The sequence below is a fragment of the Streptomyces cylindrosporus genome, assembly GCF_022698165.1.
In the GTDB taxonomy this organism is placed as follows: Bacteria; Actinomycetota; Actinomycetes; order Streptomycetales; family Streptomycetaceae; genus Streptomyces; species Streptomyces cylindrosporus.
Genome location: NZ_JALDAY010000004.1, coordinates 233,632 through 253,598, shown reverse-complemented (window position 1 = coordinate 253,598; position 19,967 = coordinate 233,632). Strand labels below are relative to the sequence as shown.

Below are 19,967 nucleotides of genomic sequence, written 5' to 3'. Positions count from 1 at the left end.
CCGGTCAGGCCGGACTCAGGCCGGACTCAGGTCAGACCCAGCGCCGGCATCAGGTAGTAGAAGCCGAACACCGCCGCGACGACGTACATCGGCACCGGGATCTCCCGGCCCCGTCCGGCGGCCAGGCGCAGCACCACGAAGGTGATGAAGCCCATGCCGATGCCGTTGGTGATGGAGTAGGTGAAGGGCATCATCACCATAGTGATGAAGGCGGGGATGGCGATCGTGTAGTCCGCCCAGTCGATCTCCCTGACGGAGTTGGACAGGATCAGGAAGCCGACCGCGAGCAGCGCCGGGGTGGCCGCCTGGGACGGGACCATGGTGGCGACGGGGGTCAGGAACAGGGCGATCGCGAAGAGCCCGCCGGTGACGACGTTCGCGAATCCGGTACGGGCGCCCTCGCCGACGCCGGCCGTGGACTCCACGAAGGCGGTGGTGGCCGAGGAGGAGCTGGCGCCGCCGGCGGCGACCGCGAGGCCGTCCACGAACAGGACCTTGTTGATGCCGGGCATCTCGCCCTTGGCGTTGGTCAGCTTCGCCTCGTCGGAGACGCCCATGATCGTGCCCATCGCGTCGAAGAAGCACGACAGCAGGACCGTGAAGACGAAGAGGATGCCGGTCAGCACGCCGACCTTGTCGAAGCCGCCGAACAGGCTGACCTTGCCGATCAGGCCGAAGTCGGGGGTGGCGACCGGGTTGCCGGGCCACTTCGGGGTGGTCAGGCCCCAGGACGGCACCGTGGCGACCGCGTCGATGATCATCGCGAGGACGGTCATGGTGACGATCGAGATCAGGATCGCGCCGGAGACCTTGCGGACGAGGAGCGCGAGGGTGAGCAGCGCGCCGAGGACGAAGACCAGGACCGGCCAGCCGTTGAGGTGACCGTCGCCGCCGAGCTGGAGCGGGACGGTGGTCTGGGCGGCGTCCGGGATGCGGGAGACGAAGCCGGAGTCGACGAGCCCGATCAGCATGATGAACAGGCCGATACCGATGGAGATCGCCTTGCGCAGGCCGAACGGCACGGCGTTCATGACGCGCTCGCGCAGGCCGGTGGCGACCAGGAGCATCACGATGAAGCCCGCGAGCACGACCATGCCCATCGCGTCCGGCCAGGACATCCGGGGGGCGAGCTGGAGCGCGACGACCGAGTTCACGCCGAGGCCGGCGGCGAGGGCGATCGGGACGTTGCCGACGACGCCCATGAGGAGGGTGGTGAAGGCGGCCGTGACGGCGGTCGCCGTGACCAGCTGCCCGTTGTCCAGGTGGTGCCCGTACATGTCCTTCGCGCTGCCGAGGATGATCGGGTTCAGCACGATGATGTAGGCCATCGCGAAGAAGGTGGCGAAGCCGCCCCGGATCTCGCGGGGCAGGGTCGAGCCCCGCTCGGAGATCTTGAAGTAGCGGTCTAGGGCGGTGTGCATTGGATGTTCCTACGAGCAGAAGTGGACAGACGCAAACGGTTTCAGTATGAACATATGAGATCGCTGGTGACCATCTCCGCGCGTAGATGTGATCGCCTCGTAAGCTGTCTTCCATGGCGAAGTGGACACCGCAGCACGAGGCGCCGGAGCCCCTGGAGGGCCCCGTGGTCGCGACCATCACCGGCGGCACCATCCTCTGGTTCGTCCTCTTCCTGGTGCAGCTGCCCTTCTACGGCTGGTACGACGACCACGGTCACCTGTGGTGGCTGTGGACGTGTCTGGCCGGCGGAGTCCTCGGGCTGTACGGCGTCTACTTCGTCCGGCGGCGCGACGCGGCGATCAAGCGGGCGGCGGCACCGGAGGCGGAGTCGGCCGAGTAGGCCGTACTACCGCTGCACGAGCCTGCTCCTCCCCAGGTCGGATCTTCCGCCCACTCGGCGGGTGAAGCCGCAAATCCGCACGTACCGTCGAATGCATGACGCACATCGACGCGGGCGCCGAGCTCGACCCTGCGCACCCTGTGACCGCCTCCGTGGCGGCGCGCGGACTGACCGCGGCCGAGGTGGCCGAGCGGGTGGCCCGGGGGCAGGTCAACGACGTTCCCCTGCGCAGCAGCCGGTCGATGGCGGAGATCGTCCGGGCGAACGTCTTCACCCGGTTCAACGCGATCATCGGTGTGCTCTGGCTGATCATGCTGTTCGTCGCGCCGTTCCAGGACAGCCTGTTCGGGTACGTGATCATCGCCAACACCGGCATCGGGATCATCCAGGAGTGGCGGGCGAAGAAGACCCTCGACTCGCTGGCCGTGATCGGCGAGGCGAAGCCGACGGTACGGCGGGACGGGATCGCCGCCCAGGTCAGCACCTCGGAGATCGTGCTGGACGACCTCATCGAGATCGGGCCCGGCGACAAGGCCGTGGTCGACGGGGTGTGCGTCGAGGCCGACGGCCTGGAGATCGACGAGTCGCTGCTCACCGGCGAGGCCGACCCGGTCGTCAAGCGGCCCGGGGACCAGGTGATGTCGGGCAGCTTCGTGGTGGCCGGCGGCGGCGCGTTCCAGGCGACCAGGGTGGGCCGGGAGGCGTACGCCGCCCAACTGGCCGAGGAGGCCTCACGCTTCACCCTCGTCCACTCTGAACTGCGCACCGGTATCTCCACGATCCTCAAGTACGTGACGTGGATGATGATCCCGACCGCGATCGGCCTGGTCATCAGCCAACTCTTCGTCAAGGAGCACGGGTTCAAGGACTCGGTCGCGCGGACGGTCGGCGGGATCGTGCCGATGGTCCCGGAGGGGCTGGTGCTGCTCACCTCCGTCGCCTTCGCGATAGGCGTGATCCGACTTGGCCGGAAACAGTGCCTCGTGCAGGAACTCCCCGCCATCGAGGGCCTCGCCCGCATCGACACCGTCTGCCTCGACAAGACCGGCACCCTCACCGAGGGCGGCATGGACGTCACCGAGCTGCGGCCCTTGCAGGGCGCCGACGAGTCGTACGTACGCAAGGTGCTCGGCGCCCTCGGCGAGTCCGACCCGCGCCCGAACGCCTCCCTCCAGGCGATCATCGACGCCTACCCGGACGTCGAGGACTGGCGCTGCACCGAGTCGCTGCCCTTCTCCTCCGCCCGCAAGTACAGCGGCGCCACCTTCAGCGAGGGCAACGGCGAGAGCAGTACGTGGCTGCTGGGAGCGCCGGACGTGTTGCTGGGTGACGGCGACCCGGCCCTCGCGGAGACCGCACGCCTCAACGAGCAGGGGCTGCGGGTGCTGCTGCTGGCCCGCGCGGGCCGTGAGCTGGACGATCCCGAGCCCGCGCGGGAGGCCCGGCCGACCGCTCTCGTCGTACTCGAACAGCGGCTTCGGCCCGACGCGGCGGACACCCTGCGCTACTTCGCCGAGCAGGACGTCAAGGCCAAGGTGATCTCCGGGGACAACGCGGTGTCGGTGGGCGCGGTGGCCGCGAAGCTGGGGCTGAGCGGCACCACCGTCGATGCCCGCCGGCTGCCCTCCGACCAGGAGGAGATGGCGAAGTCCCTCGACGAGGGCACGGTGTTCGGGCGGGTCACCCCGCAGCAGAAGCGGGACATGGTGGGCGCCTTGCAGTCACGCGGGCACAACGTCGCGATGACCGGGGACGGGGTGAACGACGTACTGGCCCTGAAGGACGCGGACATCGGCGTCTCGATGGGGTCGGGGTCGGAGGCCACGCGGGCGGTCGCGCAGATCGTGCTGCTGAACAACAGCTTCGCGACGCTGCCCGACGTGGTCGCCGAGGGGCGCCGGGTCATCGGGAACATCACGCGGGTGGCGACGCTGTTCCTGGTGAAGACGGTGTACTCGGTGCTGCTGGCGGTGCTGGTGGTGTGCTGGCAGGTGGAATACCCGTTCCTGCCACGGCACTTGACGCTGCTGTCCACCCTGACGATCGGCGTCCCGGCCTTCTTCCTGGCCCTCGCGCCCAACAAGGAACGGGCCCAACCCCACTTCGTACGGCGGGTGATGCGGTACTCGATCCCGGGCGGGGTGGTGGCGGCGGTCGCGACCTTCGTGACGTATCTGATCGCCCGTCACTACTACGTCGGTGAGGGCTCGTTGGACGCGGAGACCAGCGCGGCGACGCTCACGCTCTTCCTGATCTCGATGTGGGTGCTGGCGATCATCGCCCGCCCCTACACCTGGTGGCGGATCGCCCTGGTGGCCTCGATGGGCGTGGCGTTCCTGTTCGTGCTCTTCGTCCCGTGGCTCCAGCACTTCTTCGCGCTGAAGCTGGTCGGGGTGACGATGCCGTGGGTCGCGGTGGGCATCGCGGCGGTGGCGGCGGTCGCCCTGGAACTGCTGTGGAAGTGGGTCGACCGCCGCTTTCCTGCGTAACGCTCCGCTGGATGTGCCGAGACGTGTCGTCGTTCGTCTGCGGCATCATCGTGGCCGGTCGCGCAGTTCCCCGCGCCCCTTTGGGGCGCGGTTCTTACTGCACGTCTACGTAGTCGCCCGTCGCGCTGACCGCCGGGGTCGTCGTGGTGCCCGCGAAGGAGAAGCGGTAGTAGCCGTCGACCGTGGCCTTGGTCGTCGTCTTCAGGGCGCCCGTCGAGTTCGAGTAGATGCCCTTGAGGGTGGTGTAGGTGGTGGAGCCCTTCTTGCGGAACTGGAGCTTCACCGGCTGGTTGGTGTAGCCGTGGTACTTGTTGTCCTCCCAGTTGGCGCGCGTGAGCGTGCCGGTGACCGTGATGGTCTTGCCCTTCTTCACCGGCTCCGGCGAGGCGTTCACCGTCAGCTTGGAGAAGCGCTGGACGAGGGTGGTGCCGAGGCCCCCCTGCAGGGAGTAGTCGTTGGTGCTGTACTGCAGCGCGAGCGCGCCGGCCGACCACTTGCCCGCTTCGGAGTTGAGCAGGTCGCCCTCGGCCGGATAGATGTCGATCTTGCCCGAGCAGCTGGCGGTGGTGTCGGAGGTGACCGTGCAGGTGGCGGGCGCCTCGCCGCCGAGCATGTTCGTCGGGGCGGTGATCGAGCCCTTGTAGATGACCGGGCCGCTGTCGAAGTCGTCCGACGTGGGGTCGTAGTTCGCACCGTGGGTCAGCGTGTAGGTGACCGTGGTGGAGTAGTGGCCGCTGACGCCGACCTTGATCGCCTTGGCGATCTTCAGGTCCGAGAAGGTGACGCCGAGGTCCGCGGCGGTGGTGTCGGCCGTGCTGAACGCGGTCCTGCCGGAGTGTGCGGCGAGGATCTTCGCGGCTTCCGCCTGGTACGAGGACGTCGAGTCCGCTGCCTGCGCGGCCGGCAGGGCGAAGGCGGAGATGGCCAGGGCGCCGGAGACGGCGGCCACAGTGGCACGTATGCGCATGTGTTCCCCAAGTGGAGAAAAGTGAATGTGGAGCCTGTTGGCTCACGGGATGAGATCCGTGACCGGTGTGGGGAGTTGTACGGGGTCCGGGGATTTTTACCGTGGATTGCGAAGCCCTTGCCATCCACGGAGAAACGGCGGCTTCCGGGGTCCCCGCCCGGAAGCCGCCGTCACTCGCGGTTGGTTGCCGCTTACTTCACGTCGACGTAGTCACCCGCGGCGCTGACGGCCGGGGTGGTCGAGGTGCCCGCGAAGGAGAAGCGGTAGTAGCCGTCGACCGTGGCCTTGGTCGTCGTCTTCAGGGTGCCGGTGGAGCTCGTCTTGATGGTCTTCAGCGTGGTGTAGGTGCTGGAGCCCTTCTTGCGGAACTGCAGCTTCACCGACTGGTTCGCGTAGCCCGCGTACTTGGTGGTCTCCCAGTTGGCGCGGGAGAGCTTGCCGGTGACCGTGACGGTCTTGCCCTTCTTGACCGGCTCCGGCGCGGCGTTGACGGTCAGCTTGGACAGGCGCTGGAGGTTGTAGGCGGCGACCTTGTCCTTGACGGCGACGCCGACCTTGCTCAGGTCCAGGTCCGGGTCGTCCGGGAGCTGGCCGTTCCAGGCGACGGCGAAGGCGGCGGCCTTCCAGGCGCCCGCGTCCTCGTTCAGCAGGGTGAACGGGTCGACCGCGACGGAGGCGGTGCAGGTGGCGACGGTGTCCGAGGTGTCGGTGCACTTCGCCGGGTCGCTGTCGATCCACCACTCCTCGTCGTCGAAGGAGGCGCCGCGGTAGAGCTCGACGGCGGAGACGAAGTCGTCCGCGTGGATGTTGACCTCGACGCCGTGGGTCAGCGTGAAGGAGACCGGCACCTTCACGACGTTGGTGGTGCCCACGACGATGTTCTTGCCCTTGTTGACCTTCACGTTGGAGAAGGTGGCGTTCAGGGCGTACGGCGTGCCGGTGACGTCCGCGGTGCTGAACGCGGTCTTGCCGGCGGCGGAGTGGGCGGCCTTGTTGGAGGCGGCGACACCCGCGGGAGCCTTCGGGCCGTCGGCGGCGAGAGCCGCGGGCGCGACGAGGGCGGAGAGGGCCAGGGCGCCGGTGACGGCGGCCACGGTGGTGCGCATACGCATGTGATCCCCGTAAGGAAGTGACCAGTGAGCCTGTTGGCTCACGTGATCAGATCCGTGACGCGGGGGAATGGTTGTACGAGGGTGAACAATTTGTGCGGGAGATTTTGAGATCAAGGACCGCCCTGTGAAGGGCGGTCCGTCCGGTCAGTCGAACCAGCGGTCCCGCGCGAGCTCCTCGGTCCGCGAGGGGTCCTCCAGCAGCGCCGCGACCTCGAATCGCCGCGGCCACTGCCCGGCCGCCCAGGCGAGCCCCGCGGCGACGCCTTCGAGGGTGGCCGCGTGCAGGACGCCGTCGCCGGTCAGCCGCCAGTCCAACTCCACGCCGTCGACGAGGAGTTCCTCGTGTTCGACGTACGTGGCGGGGGTCCGCGGCCCCAGCAGCACCCGTACCGGGTCCGGTACGTCGTGCTCGGCGCCCTCGGAGTCCACCTCGCCGGTCACCGACTCGCTCAGCCGCCGCACCTGGAACAGCTCCGCCAGCTCGGCCGCGCGCGCCGGCCGCACCGGCAGCAGCGGCACACCCTCGGTGAAGGGCAGCAGGTCCGGCGAGTCCACGACCACGGCGTCCGCCGCGTCCACGACCTCCACCCGCCCGTCCACGACGGCCCGCAGCTCGTCCGGCAGTGTCACCTGCTCGGGGTCCAGGTCGGCCAACGCCCCGTAGAGGGCGTGCAGTTGGGCCCCGCTCACCGGCCGCTCGGGGTCGGCGAGCCGGTCCAGCAGCTCGGCGGCGCCGCCCGGCTCGTCGAGGAGCGCCGCGACCGAGGTCCGCACCCCCAGCGCCCGCAGCACCTGCTCGTCGTCGAACCCGGTCGCGTCGGCCTCGTCGTACAGGCCGCGCAGCAGCGGGTCGCCGCCGGAGGCCAGCAGACCGGCGGGGCGCCGCCCGTCGATCACCGGGTGCCCGCGCAGCCACCATGCGGTGTAGGGCCGTACGACTTCATGGGTGCCGTCGGGCAGCAGGATCCGGACCGGCTGGGTGAGCGCGTCCCTCAGCGGCGGCCGGGCGAGCAGCGCGAGGGCCTGCGGCCACTTGTCGTCGTCGACGAGGTCCAGATCCCGTACGGCGATCAGCTCGGTGGCGACGGGCGGTACCGGCGAGTCGGGGAACCGGTCGAGGACGTCCTCGCTCCAGACGTCGACGGCGTCGAGCAGCCCGGCGTCGTCCGGCTCCGCGAAGTCCCCTTCCCGGGGCTCCAGTTCGTCCGGGTCGAGGACGACGTCGGTGGCCCGCACGAGCGCGAAGTTCGCGAGGACCCCGCAGGCGGCCAGCGGCTGCTCGCCCCACTTGTCGGCCAACTCGGCGTCGACGGTGGCGAGTTCACCCTCGCGCATCACGCTGTGGAAGGGGCTGCCGGGAAGGACGAGTTCACCTGCGGGCGCCAACTCCCCCTCCTCGTCGGGGAGGGCGAGGGCGCCGAGCCACGGCTCGTCCCCGGGCTCCAGGCCCGCGTCCCGTACGAGCGCGAGGACGGTGTCGGCCAGTTCCTCGGCGTCCGGGGCATCCTGCTCCCAGTCCAGCCCGCCCTCGTCGTCGAGGGAGGCGGCGACGGCGGCCCGGACCTGCGGGGTGGTGAGGACCGCGCGGGGCGTGGCGGGCAGCGCGCCGAGCTTCTCCAGGAGGGGGTGGGCGGCGTCCGGGTGGGCGACCTTGAGGCCGAGGCGGGCGAGCACCTCGGGGTCGATGCGGGCCGCGTCCGCGGTGGGCAGCAGCACCTGCCGGGGCCCGATGGTGGTCCGCCCGTCGGCGAGCGGCACGGGCAGCCCGGTGAGCCGGTCCGGATCGACCCCGGCGAGGCTGTCGTAGAGCCGCCGCCACCAGCCGGGCTCCTTCTCCAGCCCCGCGAGCCGGTCGACGGCGTCGGTGAGGGGAACGCGGGCGACGCCCAGGGTCCGCAGCTCGGCCCGGCGTTCGAGACCGGCGGGCAGGAGAGTGGGCAGCACTTCGGCGAGCACCCGAACGGTCTCGGCCCCGGCACCCTCGACGATCTCGGCGTCTCGGGGGCGGAGGGACTCGGGGAGGTCGAGATCGGACGCGTGCGCGTCGGCGAACTCGGCGGAGCCGGCCGCCCTGGCGCCCGCGACGGACCCGGTCGGCTCGCCGGACCAGGCGGACCCGGCCGACGGGGTCTCTCTCGGTCCGGCGGCCCCTTCGGCTTCCGCGGCCGCCGCGGTCTCCGCCGCCGGTGGCAGGAACTCTGTCCTCGGGAGGCGTTCTAGGATCGCCGCTCGCAGTGCGCCGTCCAGTTCGCCCTTGCCCAGGGGGCCCGGGACCAGGGTGATGATGCCCTCGGTCACCGGGCGCCAGGTGCCGAGGAGTTCGGCGTAGGCGTCCGCCGCGCGCTGGACGAGGAAGTCGGTGAGGGGGCCGGGGGCGGCGTGGCGGCGGGTGGTGTCCAGCGGGAAGGAGGCGATGAGCAGCGCCGGTACGCCGAGGGGCTCGTCACTCGGGGTCGGGGCGTGGACGAAGGGGCTGGTGGCGGGCCGGGCGGGGCTGCCGTCGGCGTCGGCCGGTACCGCCCAGGTGACGGACCAGTGCGGGCGGAGGCGCTCCTCGACCGGGCGGTCGGCGAGCAGGTCCGGGGTGAGCGGGCCGTGCGCGGCGGCGGTGCGCCAGCGGGTCGTGCCGGTCCGGGAGTCCTCCACGACCGTGTAGGGGCCGTCGGCGCCGCGGCGCAGGGTGCGCACGGTGCCGGTCTCGACCACGACCTCCTCCAGGCCCGGCAGGGCGAGGAGCAGCGCGTCGTCGACGGCGTCGAGGAGCCGCTCGGCGAGATCGGTGGCGGCGGTGTCGCGCAGCGGCAGGATCACGACGGTGTCGTACGGGTCCGGGGCGGAGCCCTCCGCGGCGAACGGCAGCCGCAGCAGCGGCACATGACCGTCCCGCCGCCGGATCTCGTCGCCGAGCCCGGGGCTGTGCCGCGCGGTGTCGGCGGCGAGCTCCCGCGCCTCGGCGAGGGACCACCGCACACCGCCGTGCCGGCCGACGACCGCGGGTTCGTCGGTCACGGCGAGCACGGCCGCGAACCCGACGCCGAACCGCCCCACGGCCCCGTCCCGGTCCCCGGCGTCCCGCTTGGCGGAGGCCCGCAGCGTGGCGAGCGACTCGACACCGGCCGCGTCCAGCGGGGCACCGGTGTTGGCGGCGACGAGGACGCCGTCGCGGAGGGTGAGGCGCAGCCGCCCCGGCACGCCCGCCCGGGCGGCGGCGTCGGCGGCGTTCTGCGCGAGTTCGACGACGAGCCGGTCCCGGTACCCGCCGAGGACGAGATCCTCCTCGGCGTTGGCGTCCTCACGGAAACGGGCGGGGCTGGTGGCCCAGGCATCCAGCACACCACGCCTGAGACGGGCGGTGCCGAAGGGATCCGCACCTTCGGCTGCGGGCCGCACGAACTTGCTCACGTTCACTCTCCTCATCGGCGTGAGCACGAAGGTACCGCCGCGCGCGGGAGGAGAGCGCCACGGGCCGTCCGCGGACGCCGGACGGCTACGAGTGCCCCAGCTCCGCCGCGTCCTCGTCCGCCACCGCCGGCACCGAGCCCGAGTCCGCGGACGGGCGCAGCGGGAAGGGGTCGACCTTGGTCTCGTCGATCACCGGCGGGGCCGGGACCGGCGGCTTCGGCATGACCGCGGCCTCGGAGTGGCCGCCGCAGCCGTAGGAGAGGGAGACCACCCGGCCGTCCGCCGGGGAGAACTCGTTGGCGCAGACGCCGAAGGCCTGGCCGAGGGAGCCGCCGATCGGCTGGAGGAAGCCGCAGCTGACGCAGGTCGCGGGGGCCGCCTGGGCCATGGGGGTCTTCGCGCCGTACGCCTCGTCCCAGCGGTCCGCGGCGATGTGCAGGCCGTAGCGGGACAGGACCCGGGCGCGGCGCATGCCCAGTTCCTCGGCGACCGAGGTGATGGAGCCGCGGGCGGGGGTGACCGGAAGGTTCGCGGGGGTGCCGGCGGTGACCTCCGCGTCCTCCGCCTCCACCAGCTCGGCCATCTCCTCGGAGACCGGCGAGGAGGGCATCGGCTCGTCGTCGCCGGAGTAGCCCGGCTCCAGGCGCAGGTCCTCGGCGTCGGTGGGCAGGAGGTCGCCGGGGCCCATGTCGCCGGGGCGGAGGCGTTCGCTCCACGGGACCCACTCGGGCGCGAGGAGGGCGTCCGGGCCGGGCAGCAGGACGACCTCGTCGAGGGTGACGATCTTGGCGCGGGAGGCGCGGGCCACGGTGACCGCCCACCGCCAGCCGCGGTACCCGAGCTCCTTGCACTCGAAGAAGTGCGTGACGACACGGTCTCCCTCGGAGACCAGCCCGGCGTGCTCGCCGACGACGCCGGGCGCGGCGGCCTCCTCGGCTGCGGCGCGGGCGAGGTCGACGGCCTCGGCACACAGGCGGTCGGTGGTGCGGCTTCGCGTTGTCGCTGCGCTCACAGGTATCGCTTCTCTCCTACGCCGTCACTCGGGTGCGCCGGCCTGAAGGCGGTGGGCCTGGACGGAGCGGACCAGGGGGCCGCGTCGACGTCCGTGCCCGATCGCGCTCGGGCGCACCTCATGCATCCATTCTGCGGGATGTCCGAGAGGCGCGCGGCCGAGAACGTTCGCCACGACGCGCTACGCACGCTACCTTCTCGCGACCCTCCGGCCTACACCGACGTGATGGTTCATAGCCCCATGGGCGCTTCATACGCGTTCATACGCGCGGTAACCGCACTACACACAGCTTTCTCGGGGCACTATGACGGAGTGGCAGCCGCAAGGACGCCCCAAGGAGCCACCGGGGTCGGTGGGATCAAGGGCAGCAGTCGTGGTGGCGGTTCGGGCCGGTTCGGCGGGTCCGTCCGCGCCGTCGGGCGTGCCCTGCACTTCCCGGTGACCGGCACGGCGCGCGGGATCCGCAAGGCCACGCACGCGCACGGAGCCGGTGAGTCCGGTCTCGGCAAGCTGATCGAACTGCACGCGGTGAACGGCGCGGGCGACGTGATGATCACCGTCGCGCTCGCCTCCACCGTCTTCTTCGCCGTGCCGACGGACGAGGCGCGCGGCCGCGTCGCCCTCTACCTCGCCATCACCATGGCCCCGTTCACCGTCCTCGCCCCGGTGATCGGCCCGCTCCTCGACCGACTCCCGCACGGCCGCCGCGCCGCGATGGCCGGTTCCATGCTCGCCCGCGCCATGCTCGCGCTGATCCTCTCCGGCGCCGTCGCCAGCGGCAGCCTGGAGCTGTATCCGGCCGCGCTGGGCGTGCTGGTCGCGTCGAAGGCGTACGGCGTGATCAGAAGCGCCGTCATGCCCCGCCTGCTGCCGCCCCGCTTCTCCCTCGTGAAGGCCAACTCGCGGGTCACCCTCGGCGGTCTCCTCGCCACCGGTGTCGCCGCGCCGATCGGGGCGGGCCTGCAGGCGATCGGCCCGCGCTGGCCGCTGTACGGCGCCTTCGTGATCTACATCGCCGGTACGTTCCTGTCCTTCACGCTGCCGCCGAAGGTCGACTCGGCCAAGGACGAGGACGTGGCGCTCCTCGCGGCCGACGAGGAGCACCTGCACGGCCCGCACCTCAAGCCGGTCAAACGCCCCGGTCTGCGGACCGTCGGCATCGGTGTCACCCACGCGCTCGGCGCGAACGCCGCCCTGCGCTGGCTGTCCGGCTTCCTCACCTTCTTCCTCGCCTTCCTGCTGCGCGAGCACCCGCTGACCGGCGAGAGCGCGGCGGTCTCCCTGGGCCTGGTGGCCGTCTCGGCGGGCGCGGGCAACGCGCTCGGCACGGCGGTCGGGGCGTGGCTGCGGCAGCGGGCGCCGGAGATCATCATCGTGACCGTCCTCGCGGTGGTGCTGGGCGCGGCGATCGTCGCCGCGATCTTCTTCGGCGCGTTCCTGGTGGCGTGTCTCACCGCGACGACCGGTTTCTGCCTGGCGCTGGCCAAGCTGTCCCTGGACGCGCTGATCCAGCGGGACGTGCCGGAACTGGTCCGCACCTCGGCCTTCGCCCGCTCCGAGACCATGCTCCAGATGGCCTGGGTGCTGGGCGGCGCGATCGGCATCGTGATGCCGCTGAACGGCACGGCGGGGCTGTGCCTGGCCGCCGCGGTCCTCGCCCTCGGCTGGGTCCTGACGACCAGGGGGCTGCTGAGCTCGGCCCGGCGCGGGGGCCCGGTGAAGCCCCGCGTGGCGTAACACACAGCCACGCCGCACCCCACGTAAGGAGCGCGTCAGGGCCGCCCTATAGCCTTCGTCCATGACCTCGATGCCACGCGGCGGAGCCGCAAGTGTCTACGCCGTTGTGCGACGCCGCCGCGCCGTCGCCGTCGCCGGCGCCGTTTCCGCCGGACTGCTCGTCCTCTCGGCCTGCGACAAGCCGACGCCCCGCTCGACGATCACGGTCGGCCGCTCCTCGGTCAGCGAGGAGGCCACGTGCGGTGGTGAGGGCAAGAACCTGCAGACCGCAGCCCTCGCGACGTGCCTGAAGGACAAGGACATCCAGTCCATCAAGGTCGACCCCGACGACACGGTCCGCTTCGGCGTCGACCCGGACATCGCCGACAAGCGGTGGACGATCCTGATGAACGGTCAGCCGCTCACCGAGGACAGCGACAAGACGTACCGCACCATCCCGGGCAGCGTCTTCTTCAACCAGCAGTACGGCGCCACCGGCAACTCGACCCTGGTCTCCATCAAGGCCGGCGACGGCAAGAAGAGCGGCACGGGCGTGACGGGCCTGTGGTCGTTCAAGCTCAAGAAGGACGACTGATCACGTCTTCGGTACGTGTCCTCGTGGCCACCGCGGTCCCCGCCGAACGGGACGCGGTGGCACGGTCGTTCACCACCGGTGACGTCATCGCGGCCGGCGTCGGCCCCGCCCTCGCGGCCGCCGCCACCGCAACGGCCCTCACCCGCGCTCCGTACGACCTCGTCGTCTCCGCCGGCATCGCGGGCGGCTTCCAGCCGGACGCGCCCGTCGGCTCCCTGGTCGTCGCCGACGAGATCACCGTCGCCGACCTGGGCGCCGAGACCGCCGACGGTTTCCTGCCCGTCACCGAGCTGGGCTTCGGGACCGTCACCCACCGTCCACCGAATTCACTCGTACGGGAGCTCGTGCGCGCCACGGGCGCCCGCGCCGGAGCCGTACTCACCGTCTCCACGGTGACCGGGACCGCCGAACGGGCCGCCGGACTGCGGCACCGCCACCCCACCGCGCTGGCCGAGGCCATGGAGGGGTTCGGAGTCGCCGAGGCCGCCGCGCTGCACGGCGTCCCCGTGCTGGAGATCCGCGCCGTCTCCAACCCCGTCGGCCCGCGCGACCGCGCCGCCTGGCGCATCGGCGACGCGCTCGCGGCCCTGACCGAGGGGTTCGGGAAGCTCGCGCCCGTCCTGGAGAGTTGGAAAGAGCATGACCTCTGAGCGCCCGTTGCAGATCGCGTACTCCCCCTGCCCGAACGACACCTTCGTCTTCGACGCCCTCGCCCACGGCCGCGTCCCCGGCGCCCCCGCGCTCGACGTGACCTTCGCGGACATCGACATCACCAACGGCATGGCCGAGCGCGGCGAGTTCGACGTACTGAAGGTGTCGTACGCCGTGCTGCCGTACGTCCTCGGCGAGTACGCGCTGCTGCCGTGCGGCGGGGCGCTGGGGCGGGGGTGCGGGCCGCTGGTGCTGACGCGGGAGGCGGGGGCCGACCTCACGGGCCGTACCGTCGCGGTGCCGAGCGAGAAGTCGACGGCGTACCTGCTGTTCCGGCTGTGGGCGGCGGACACCCTGCCGGGTGGGGTCGGCGAGATCGTCGTACTGCCGTTCCACGAGATCATGCCGGCCGTGCGGGACGGGAAGGTCGACGCGGGGCTGGTGATCCACGAGGCGCGGTTCACGTACCAGAACTACGGGCTGCACAAGCTCGCGGACATGGGCGAGCACTGGGAGGGGACGACCGGGCTGCCGATTCCGCTGGGCGCGATCATCGCGAAGCGGTCGTTGGGAGCGGATGCGCTGACGGGGCTGGCCGACGCGATCCGGACGTCCGTACGCGCCGCCTGGGACGATCCCGAGGCTTCTCGGGCGTACGTCATGGAGCACGCCCAGGAGATGGACCCGACGGTCGCGGACCAGCACATCGGGCTGTACGTCAACGAGTTCACGGCCGACCTCGGCGAGGACGGTTATGCGGCGGTACGGGAACTGTTGACGCGGGCTGCGGCGGAGGGGTTGGTTCCGGCCCTTGGACCGGATGCGCTGGCGTTTCCCTGACGCTTTCGCTGCGGCGCCGTCGTGGCTGGTCGCGCAGTTCCCCGCGCCCCTTACGGGGCGCTCTCGTCGCCGTCGGCCAAAGGAGTGCGGGGCGGCCAGTGCGCCAGCGACAGCATCCCCAGCACCTTGTGGATGAGGAACCAGGCCAGGGGGAGTTCGACGCACACCGCCATGGCCGCCGACATCCAGACCCCGTCGGTGCCCAGGGCCAGGGAGACGTCGAACCACGCGTCGCAGATCAGGAGGGCCGCCGTCGCGGCCGCCGAGACCGCTACCGCGCGGTGTCGGCGCCAGCCCAGCACCGCGGTGCAGGCCATCGCGAACACCAGCAGGACGTCGAAGCCGACCCAGGCCGTGCGCCACTGGCGGACCGTGTAGCCGCTCGGCAGCGTGAACCAGAGCAGGATCGTCCAGGGGACGAGACCGACCGCGGACACCGTGAGCAGTTCCAGGGTGTGCCTGCGCTGCCTGCGGATCCGTTCCAGGAGTTCGGCGGACGGGGCCCCGGAGACCGTGGCCCCGCCTTCGTGCTCGGTGCGTATGTCGCTCACGTCGGTCGCTTCGGACGGCTACACGTCGAGCTGGTCGGCGACCGCGCGCAGCAGGCCGGCGATCTTCTTGCCGGCGGCCTTCTCGGGGTAGCGGCCCCGCTCCAGCATCGGCGTGATGTTCTCGAGCAGGGTCGTCAGATCCTGGACGATGGAAGCCAGTTCGTCGGGCTTCTTACGGGTCGCGGCCGCGACCGAGGGCGTCGGGTCGAGAATGCTCACCGAGAGCGCCTGGTCACCTCGCTGACCGGCGACGACCCCGAACTCCACTCGCTGTCCCGGCTTGAGTGTGTCTACTCCGGCGGGGAGGACCGAGGAATGGACGAAGACGTCACCGCCGTCGTCGCGGGAGAGAAAGCCGAAGCCCTTCTCGCTGTTGAACCACTTGACCTTGCCGGTAGGCACGTCTGTCCTCGTCCTCGTACTCGTCGGAAAACTGCTTCTGGAAACGGCTGTGGAACGGCTCTTGATAGCACTTGGGCGGGTCGTCACGGACCCGCCGGTACCAAGGCTAATGGTCTTCAGGCCGGTGACAAGACGTCGCCGGGTTGTTCCTTCGCGCTGGGAACTACCCTGGTCCGGTGCGTGACAAAACCCAAACGAATTCCGCCGCGCCCGGTGACCGACTGATCCGTGCCGGTGCCATCGTGTTCTTCCTCGGCGCGCTGGCCACACTCGTCACAGTGGCTCCGCTGTTCCTCCACGCGAAGCCATTTCCGACATACATGTTCGGACTGAGCATGCTCATGGGAGTCGGCTTCCTGATCGCCGGTGCCGGAGTGCTCCGGTCCATTGCCGCCGGCCGCCGTCAGGCGCGAGCGGGCCGGTAGCCGTCGAGCCAGCCCGGGAACTCCGTGAGGTCCCCGAGGACGACGTCCGCCCCGGCCGACGCCAGCTCCTCGGTGCTGCACGGCCCGGTCGCCACGGCCACCGACAGCGCGTCGGCCTTGCGCGCCCCGCGCACGTCCCCGACGTGGTCGCCGACGTACACCCCGGCCCCGTGCTCGCGCAGCGCCTCCGCCTTCTGCTCGGCCCACAGGTCGCCGACGACCTCGTCGGGCCGGATGCCGAGGTGCTCCAGGTGCAGCTTGGCGTTCGGCTCGTACTTCGCGGTCACGACGACGGCCCGTCCCCCGGCCGCCCGCACCGCGTCGATCGCCTCCCGGGCGCCGGCCATGGCGGGTGTCGCGGCGATCGCGATGCTCGGGTACATCGACCGGTACAGATCGCTCATGGCCGCGATCTCGCTCTCCGGGAACCAGTTGATCAGCTCCTCGGCGAGCGGCGGCCCGAGCCGGGTGACCGCCAGGTCGGCGTCGATGTACGTCCCCGTCCGCTCGGACAGCGCCCGGTAGCAGGCGTGGATGCCGGGCCGGGAGTCGATGAGGGTCATGTCGAGGTCGAAGCCGACGGTGAGGGGGGCGGGTGCGGTGGTGGAGGCCATATCGGCCATTGTGCCCAGTCCGTACGACGGCCAGGCGTCCGCCAGGTGTGACGTACACCTGCATCCGCGCCACCTACATCCGGCGCTGTGACCGCCATACGACGAACAGGGCCGACAGCACGGCCGCGCCCCGCACCACCCACGGCCAGGTCTGGGCGATGGCGTCGTTCATGTGGCCCTGGGCGATGGGGTCGCCCCAGCGGCCGTCGTTGCGGCCCCACAGCCAGACCAGTCCGGCCGCGACGGCGATGCCCGGCATCCCGATGACCGCCCACTTGGACTCGTTCTGCGTCAGGCGGCGGGAGGCGTAGGCGATGAGCCAGCCGAGCAGCAGGGCGAACCAGTTCCCGAGGATCGCGCCGACGACCAGCAGCCCGGCGGCGAGCAGCAGGAGGGGGTTGCTCCAGCCGCCGGCCGGGAGGGAGAGGCGGCGGCGGGGCGCGGGCGCGTCCTCGACGACCTCCGCCTCCGCTTCGGCCTTCTCGACGGCGGGCGCGGGCTGCGGCTCCTCCTCCTTCGGCCTCGGGGGCTTGAGCAGGTCGGGGATCTCCACTCCCCCGACGAACCCGGTGGGCAGGCTGTCCTCGAACCGGGTGTTGTCCACCCGCCACCAGTCGGGGTGGGTGGCACTGCCGCCGAGCTCGGCGGCGCTCGCCAGGTGCGGCGGGGAGGGGACGTCGGAGGGTGGTGCGTGTGGCTCGGGCTTCGCCGGGCGCGGACGCGGTACGACGCGACGCAGGCTCCTGGGCAGGCGCTTGCCGTCGTTGGGCTCGTCGTAGGGCTCGTCGTCGCGCTGGACCGGCACATGGGCCGGGGTGGCGGGGGCCACCGGGGCCGCGCTGCCTCCGGCCGCCTTGACGACCTCGTCGGGGCTGCCGAGCCGGGAGATGATCCGGCGGACGGCGGCGGGGCTGTCGACGGTGGCCTTGGCGCGGCGGCGCTCGATCTCGCCGCGCAGCTCGGAGACGAGGCGCATGCGGGAGGCCGACGGCAGCTGGCGCTGCTGCGCGACGTCCCCGACGGCGCTCAGATACTCGTAGACGACCTTGTCGCTCTCGATCCCCACGAAGTCCCCTCCGGGGCGGCTGCGTTGGATACCCCGTCGGGACGACGGTAGCGCAGGTGTCGGCTCACGTCGGCGTGCACACCAGCGGGTATTCGGTCTCGGAGCAGGGGCGGTTGCCGTACTCGCGCAGGATGTCCTTGCCGCCCTGGTCGGTGAGGTAGCGCAGGAAGGCGGCGGCGATGGAGTCGGCGGGCGGTTCGCCGTAGGTGTAGGCGTACTCGGTCTGCCAGTACGGGTAGGTGCCGTCCTCGACGCCCTCCAGGGTGGGCGGCATGTCGTCGATGCGGAGCTTGACGAGGCCGCCGGTGGTGACGCTGCCGGCCTCGCTGTAGCCGAGGGCGCCGGGGATGGAGGCCGTGCGTTCCAGCAGCGTGCCGGTGCTGTCGACCTCGCAGACGCCGGGTTTGTTCCGGTCGAGCTGGGCGCAGTCGTCGACACCGGCCTCGGGGACGGAACGGCCCTTGAGGACACGCTGTTCCAGGGCGCCCCGGGTGCCGGAGCCGCGGTGGCGGTCGACGAGGTGGATGGGGAGGTCTGCGCCGCCGACGTCCGACCAGTTGGTGATCTTCAGGGCGTAGATGTCGCGGATCTGCTGGAGGGTGAGGCTGCGGACCTTGGCGTCCTGGTTCACGACGAGGGTGAACAGGGAGTAGGCGATCGGGCGGGGAAGCACCTGGGGGTGGCTGCCGTCGGCGGGCCCGTCGGTGAAGGAGACGCGGTCGCCGAGCCCCTCGGTCCCGGAGATCCCGGCATCCGCGCCGGCCTTCTCCAGCGCGGCGATGCCTTCCCCGCTGCCCTGGAAGGACCCCTCGTCGGCCACGACCTTCGCGCCCTTGGCCTCGCACAGCCGCGCGTACTCCTTCGCGGCCTCGGTGACCGCGGGCGCGAAGGCGGTGGAGCCCTGCAGGCGCAGGGTGCCGCCGACGCAGTCCAGCGGGGCGGGTCTGGCGGGCCAGAAGAGGGTGAGGCCCGCCTGGAGGAGTACGGCGACGGCGAGCAGGCCGATGAAGGCCAGTGCCGGGCGGGAGGCGAAGGTGTGGGCCTCGGTGCGGGCGGGCTTGAGCCGGGCGAACCAGCGGCTCCAGGCGAAGGGCGGGCCCTCGCCGCCGATCAGGTCGGCCTGGAACTCCGGTGCGGGGAAAGGGGTGTTGGGGATGCCGGAGCTGCGTTCCAGTACCGCCAGCACCTTGTAGTGGGCGCCCGGGTTCAGTGTCACCCTGGGCAGCCGGATGAGGCCGGCACCGTTCTGCGCGCCCATCCCGAAGCCGGGGGTCTCCTGGGCGACGTCTCCGTGCACGGTGACGAAGAAGGGGCCCAGTACGGGGTGGCTGAGCTCGGTGACCGCCATGCCGACGACCCTGCGGTCCTTGAACAGGACGTGGATGCCGGTGTCGCTGGTGGGAGGGGCCAGATAGTCACTGGCCTCGATCGGCCGCCAGCCGGCGTTCTCGACCCGCACCAGCACGAAGGACGGCTCGTTCAGCAGCCCGTTCCTGCCCTGGAGTTGGGACAGTACGGCGGCGCTCGGGGCGTGGGTCGAGTCGGTGGCGAGGACGTCCATCTGGAAGCGGTAGCCGAGCCGCTTGCGCCGGATGACGACGAACTCCCACACGAACGCCAGCACGGGGATCGTCACGCTGACGATCGCGACGACGTTGTTGAAGTCAAGCTCGACACCGAAGAGGCTCACCGCGAATCCCCTTGATTCATAGAGTGGTTGAGGGGGAGGGAGAGGGGGTGGCTGAGGTGGGGTTGGGGGTGGGAACCCAGGGTGACGAGTGGAAGCGGAGGGTTGCCAGGGCTGCCGCATTCCTCCCGATGAAATTCATGCAGGGGCCATCCAGGCAACGCGGCGTTTGCCGGGGCCGGCCCTTCACGGCCCTTCGCGGTCCTTCGCGGCCCTTCGCGGCCCTTCGCGGTCCTTCGCGGTCCCTCTCGGGGACGGCTCTCCGGAGGGGCGGCTCTCCGCAGGGGTGGGCTATTCGCAGGGCGGCTCTCTGTCAGGGGGCTCTCCGCGAGGGGGCTCTCCGCGAGGACTGGCCGCACCCGCACGCCCCGCCCGGCCACCTCTCAGCCCGTCCGGCGATTGAGGACGAGCGATTGCCATCCCCATCCCCCACCCACCCTAGGAGGCGCCTCTCCGAAGCACGCCTCTCCGGAGGGGCGGCTCTTCGCAGGGGTGGGCTCTCCGCAGGGCGGCTCCCCGCCAGGGGGCTCACCGCAGGGCGGCTCTCCGCCAGGCCGGCTCACCGCGAGGACTGGCCGCACCCGCACGCCCCGCCCAGCCGCCTCTCAGCCCGTCCGGCGATTGAGGACGAGGCCGT

General features: G+C 71.3%; 17 protein-coding genes. 7 read left to right on the top strand and 10 right to left on the bottom strand.

Annotated elements, in window-relative coordinates:
* Positions 1-26: 26 nt before the first annotated feature.
* The gene (locus MQP27_RS14080) at positions 27-1,421 is read right to left on the bottom strand and encodes an NCS2 family permease (protein WP_242765404.1); all 1,395 of its coding nucleotides are present in this window, start codon (positions 1,419-1,421) and stop codon (positions 27-29) included.
* A gap of 113 nt (positions 1,422-1,534) precedes the next feature.
* Here MQP27_RS14080 and MQP27_RS14075 point away from each other — a divergent pair, with 113 nt between their 5' ends.
* Positions 1,535-1,801, top strand: a complete 267-nt coding sequence (locus MQP27_RS14075) for a DUF2530 domain-containing protein (protein ID WP_242765403.1) — start codon at positions 1,535-1,537, stop codon at positions 1,799-1,801.
* 95 nt (positions 1,802-1,896) lie between these two features.
* Positions 1,897-4,290 (top strand): HAD-IC family P-type ATPase, encoded by a 2,394-nt coding sequence (locus MQP27_RS14070; protein WP_242765402.1) that lies wholly within the window; start codon positions 1,897-1,899, stop codon positions 4,288-4,290.
* Positions 4,291-4,384: 94 nt separating this feature from the next.
* Here MQP27_RS14070 and MQP27_RS14065 read toward each other — a convergent pair whose 3' ends face one another.
* From MQP27_RS14065 to MQP27_RS14050, 4 genes are all read right to left on the bottom strand, one after another.
* The gene (locus tag MQP27_RS14065; RefSeq protein ID WP_242765401.1) at positions 4,385-5,257 is read right to left on the bottom strand and encodes a hypothetical protein; all 873 of its coding nucleotides are present in this window, start codon (positions 5,255-5,257) and stop codon (positions 4,385-4,387) included.
* 191 nt (positions 5,258-5,448) lie between these two features.
* On the bottom strand, positions 5,449-6,363 hold the full coding sequence (locus MQP27_RS14060; RefSeq protein WP_308289931.1) for a hypothetical protein: 915 nt from the start codon (positions 6,361-6,363) through the stop codon (positions 5,449-5,451).
* 150 nt (positions 6,364-6,513) lie between these two features.
* Positions 6,514-9,771: a sacsin N-terminal ATP-binding-like domain-containing protein gene (locus MQP27_RS14055; protein ID WP_242765399.1), complete on the bottom strand. Its 3,258-nt coding sequence runs from the start codon at positions 9,769-9,771 to the stop codon at positions 6,514-6,516.
* Positions 9,772-9,856: 85 nt separating this feature from the next.
* Positions 9,857-10,783, bottom strand: a complete 927-nt coding sequence (locus tag MQP27_RS14050; RefSeq protein WP_242765398.1) for a DUF3027 domain-containing protein — start codon at positions 10,781-10,783, stop codon at positions 9,857-9,859.
* A 312-nt stretch (positions 10,784-11,095) separates the two neighbouring features.
* On the opposite strand from MQP27_RS14050, the gene MQP27_RS14045 reads away from it, so the two are divergent.
* The 4 genes from MQP27_RS14045 to MQP27_RS14030 all read left to right on the top strand — a co-directional run bounded on the left by MQP27_RS14045 (position 11,096) and on the right by MQP27_RS14030 (position 14,585).
* A complete protein-coding gene (locus tag MQP27_RS14045) occupies positions 11,096-12,520 on the top strand; it encodes an MFS transporter (RefSeq protein ID WP_242765397.1) in 1,425 nt (474 codons plus the stop codon).
* 61 nt (positions 12,521-12,581) lie between these two features.
* Positions 12,582-13,094 carry a DUF2771 domain-containing protein gene (locus MQP27_RS14040; protein WP_242765396.1) on the top strand — a complete coding sequence of 171 codons (513 nt, stop codon included), beginning with the start codon at positions 12,582-12,584 and terminating at the stop codon, positions 13,092-13,094.
* Positions 13,064-13,744, top strand: coding sequence for a futalosine hydrolase (locus MQP27_RS14035; protein ID WP_242765395.1), 681 nt, complete (start codon positions 13,064-13,066; stop codon positions 13,742-13,744). Before MQP27_RS14040 ends, MQP27_RS14035 begins: the two co-directional genes overlap by 31 nt.
* A complete protein-coding gene (locus MQP27_RS14030; protein WP_242765394.1) occupies positions 13,734-14,585 on the top strand; it encodes a 1,4-dihydroxy-6-naphtoate synthase in 852 nt (283 codons plus the stop codon). Before MQP27_RS14035 ends, MQP27_RS14030 begins: the two co-directional genes overlap by 11 nt.
* A 50-nt stretch (positions 14,586-14,635) precedes the next feature.
* Here MQP27_RS14030 and MQP27_RS14025 read toward each other — a convergent pair whose 3' ends face one another.
* A complete protein-coding gene (locus MQP27_RS14025) occupies positions 14,636-15,136 on the bottom strand; it encodes a hypothetical protein (protein ID WP_242765393.1) in 501 nt (166 codons plus the stop codon).
* A gap of 18 nt (positions 15,137-15,154) precedes the next feature.
* Positions 15,155-15,538, bottom strand: coding sequence for a cold-shock protein (locus tag MQP27_RS50935; protein ID WP_308289930.1), 384 nt, complete (start codon positions 15,536-15,538; stop codon positions 15,155-15,157).
* 176 nt (positions 15,539-15,714) lie between these two features.
* On the opposite strand from MQP27_RS50935, the gene MQP27_RS14015 reads away from it, so the two are divergent.
* Positions 15,715-15,963, top strand: a complete 249-nt coding sequence (locus MQP27_RS14015) for a hypothetical protein (RefSeq protein ID WP_242765392.1) — start codon at positions 15,715-15,717, stop codon at positions 15,961-15,963.
* On the opposite strand, the gene MQP27_RS14010 is transcribed toward MQP27_RS14015, so the two are convergent.
* The 3 genes from MQP27_RS14010 to MQP27_RS14000 all read right to left on the bottom strand — a co-directional run bounded on the left by MQP27_RS14010 (position 15,942) and on the right by MQP27_RS14000 (position 19,333).
* On the bottom strand, positions 15,942-16,586 hold the full coding sequence (locus MQP27_RS14010; RefSeq protein WP_242765391.1) for an HAD family hydrolase: 645 nt from the start codon (positions 16,584-16,586) through the stop codon (positions 15,942-15,944). The genes MQP27_RS14015 and MQP27_RS14010 overlap by 22 nt on opposite strands.
* Before the next feature lie 64 nt (positions 16,587-16,650).
* Positions 16,651-17,643: a hypothetical protein gene (locus MQP27_RS14005; protein WP_242765390.1), complete on the bottom strand. Its 993-nt coding sequence runs from the start codon at positions 17,641-17,643 to the stop codon at positions 16,651-16,653.
* Between the two features lie 64 nt (positions 17,644-17,707).
* Complete coding sequence (locus MQP27_RS14000) at positions 17,708-19,333, bottom strand: substrate-binding domain-containing protein (protein WP_242765389.1); 1,626 nt, start codon at positions 19,331-19,333, stop codon at positions 17,708-17,710.
* Positions 19,334-19,967: the final 634 nt, after the last annotated feature.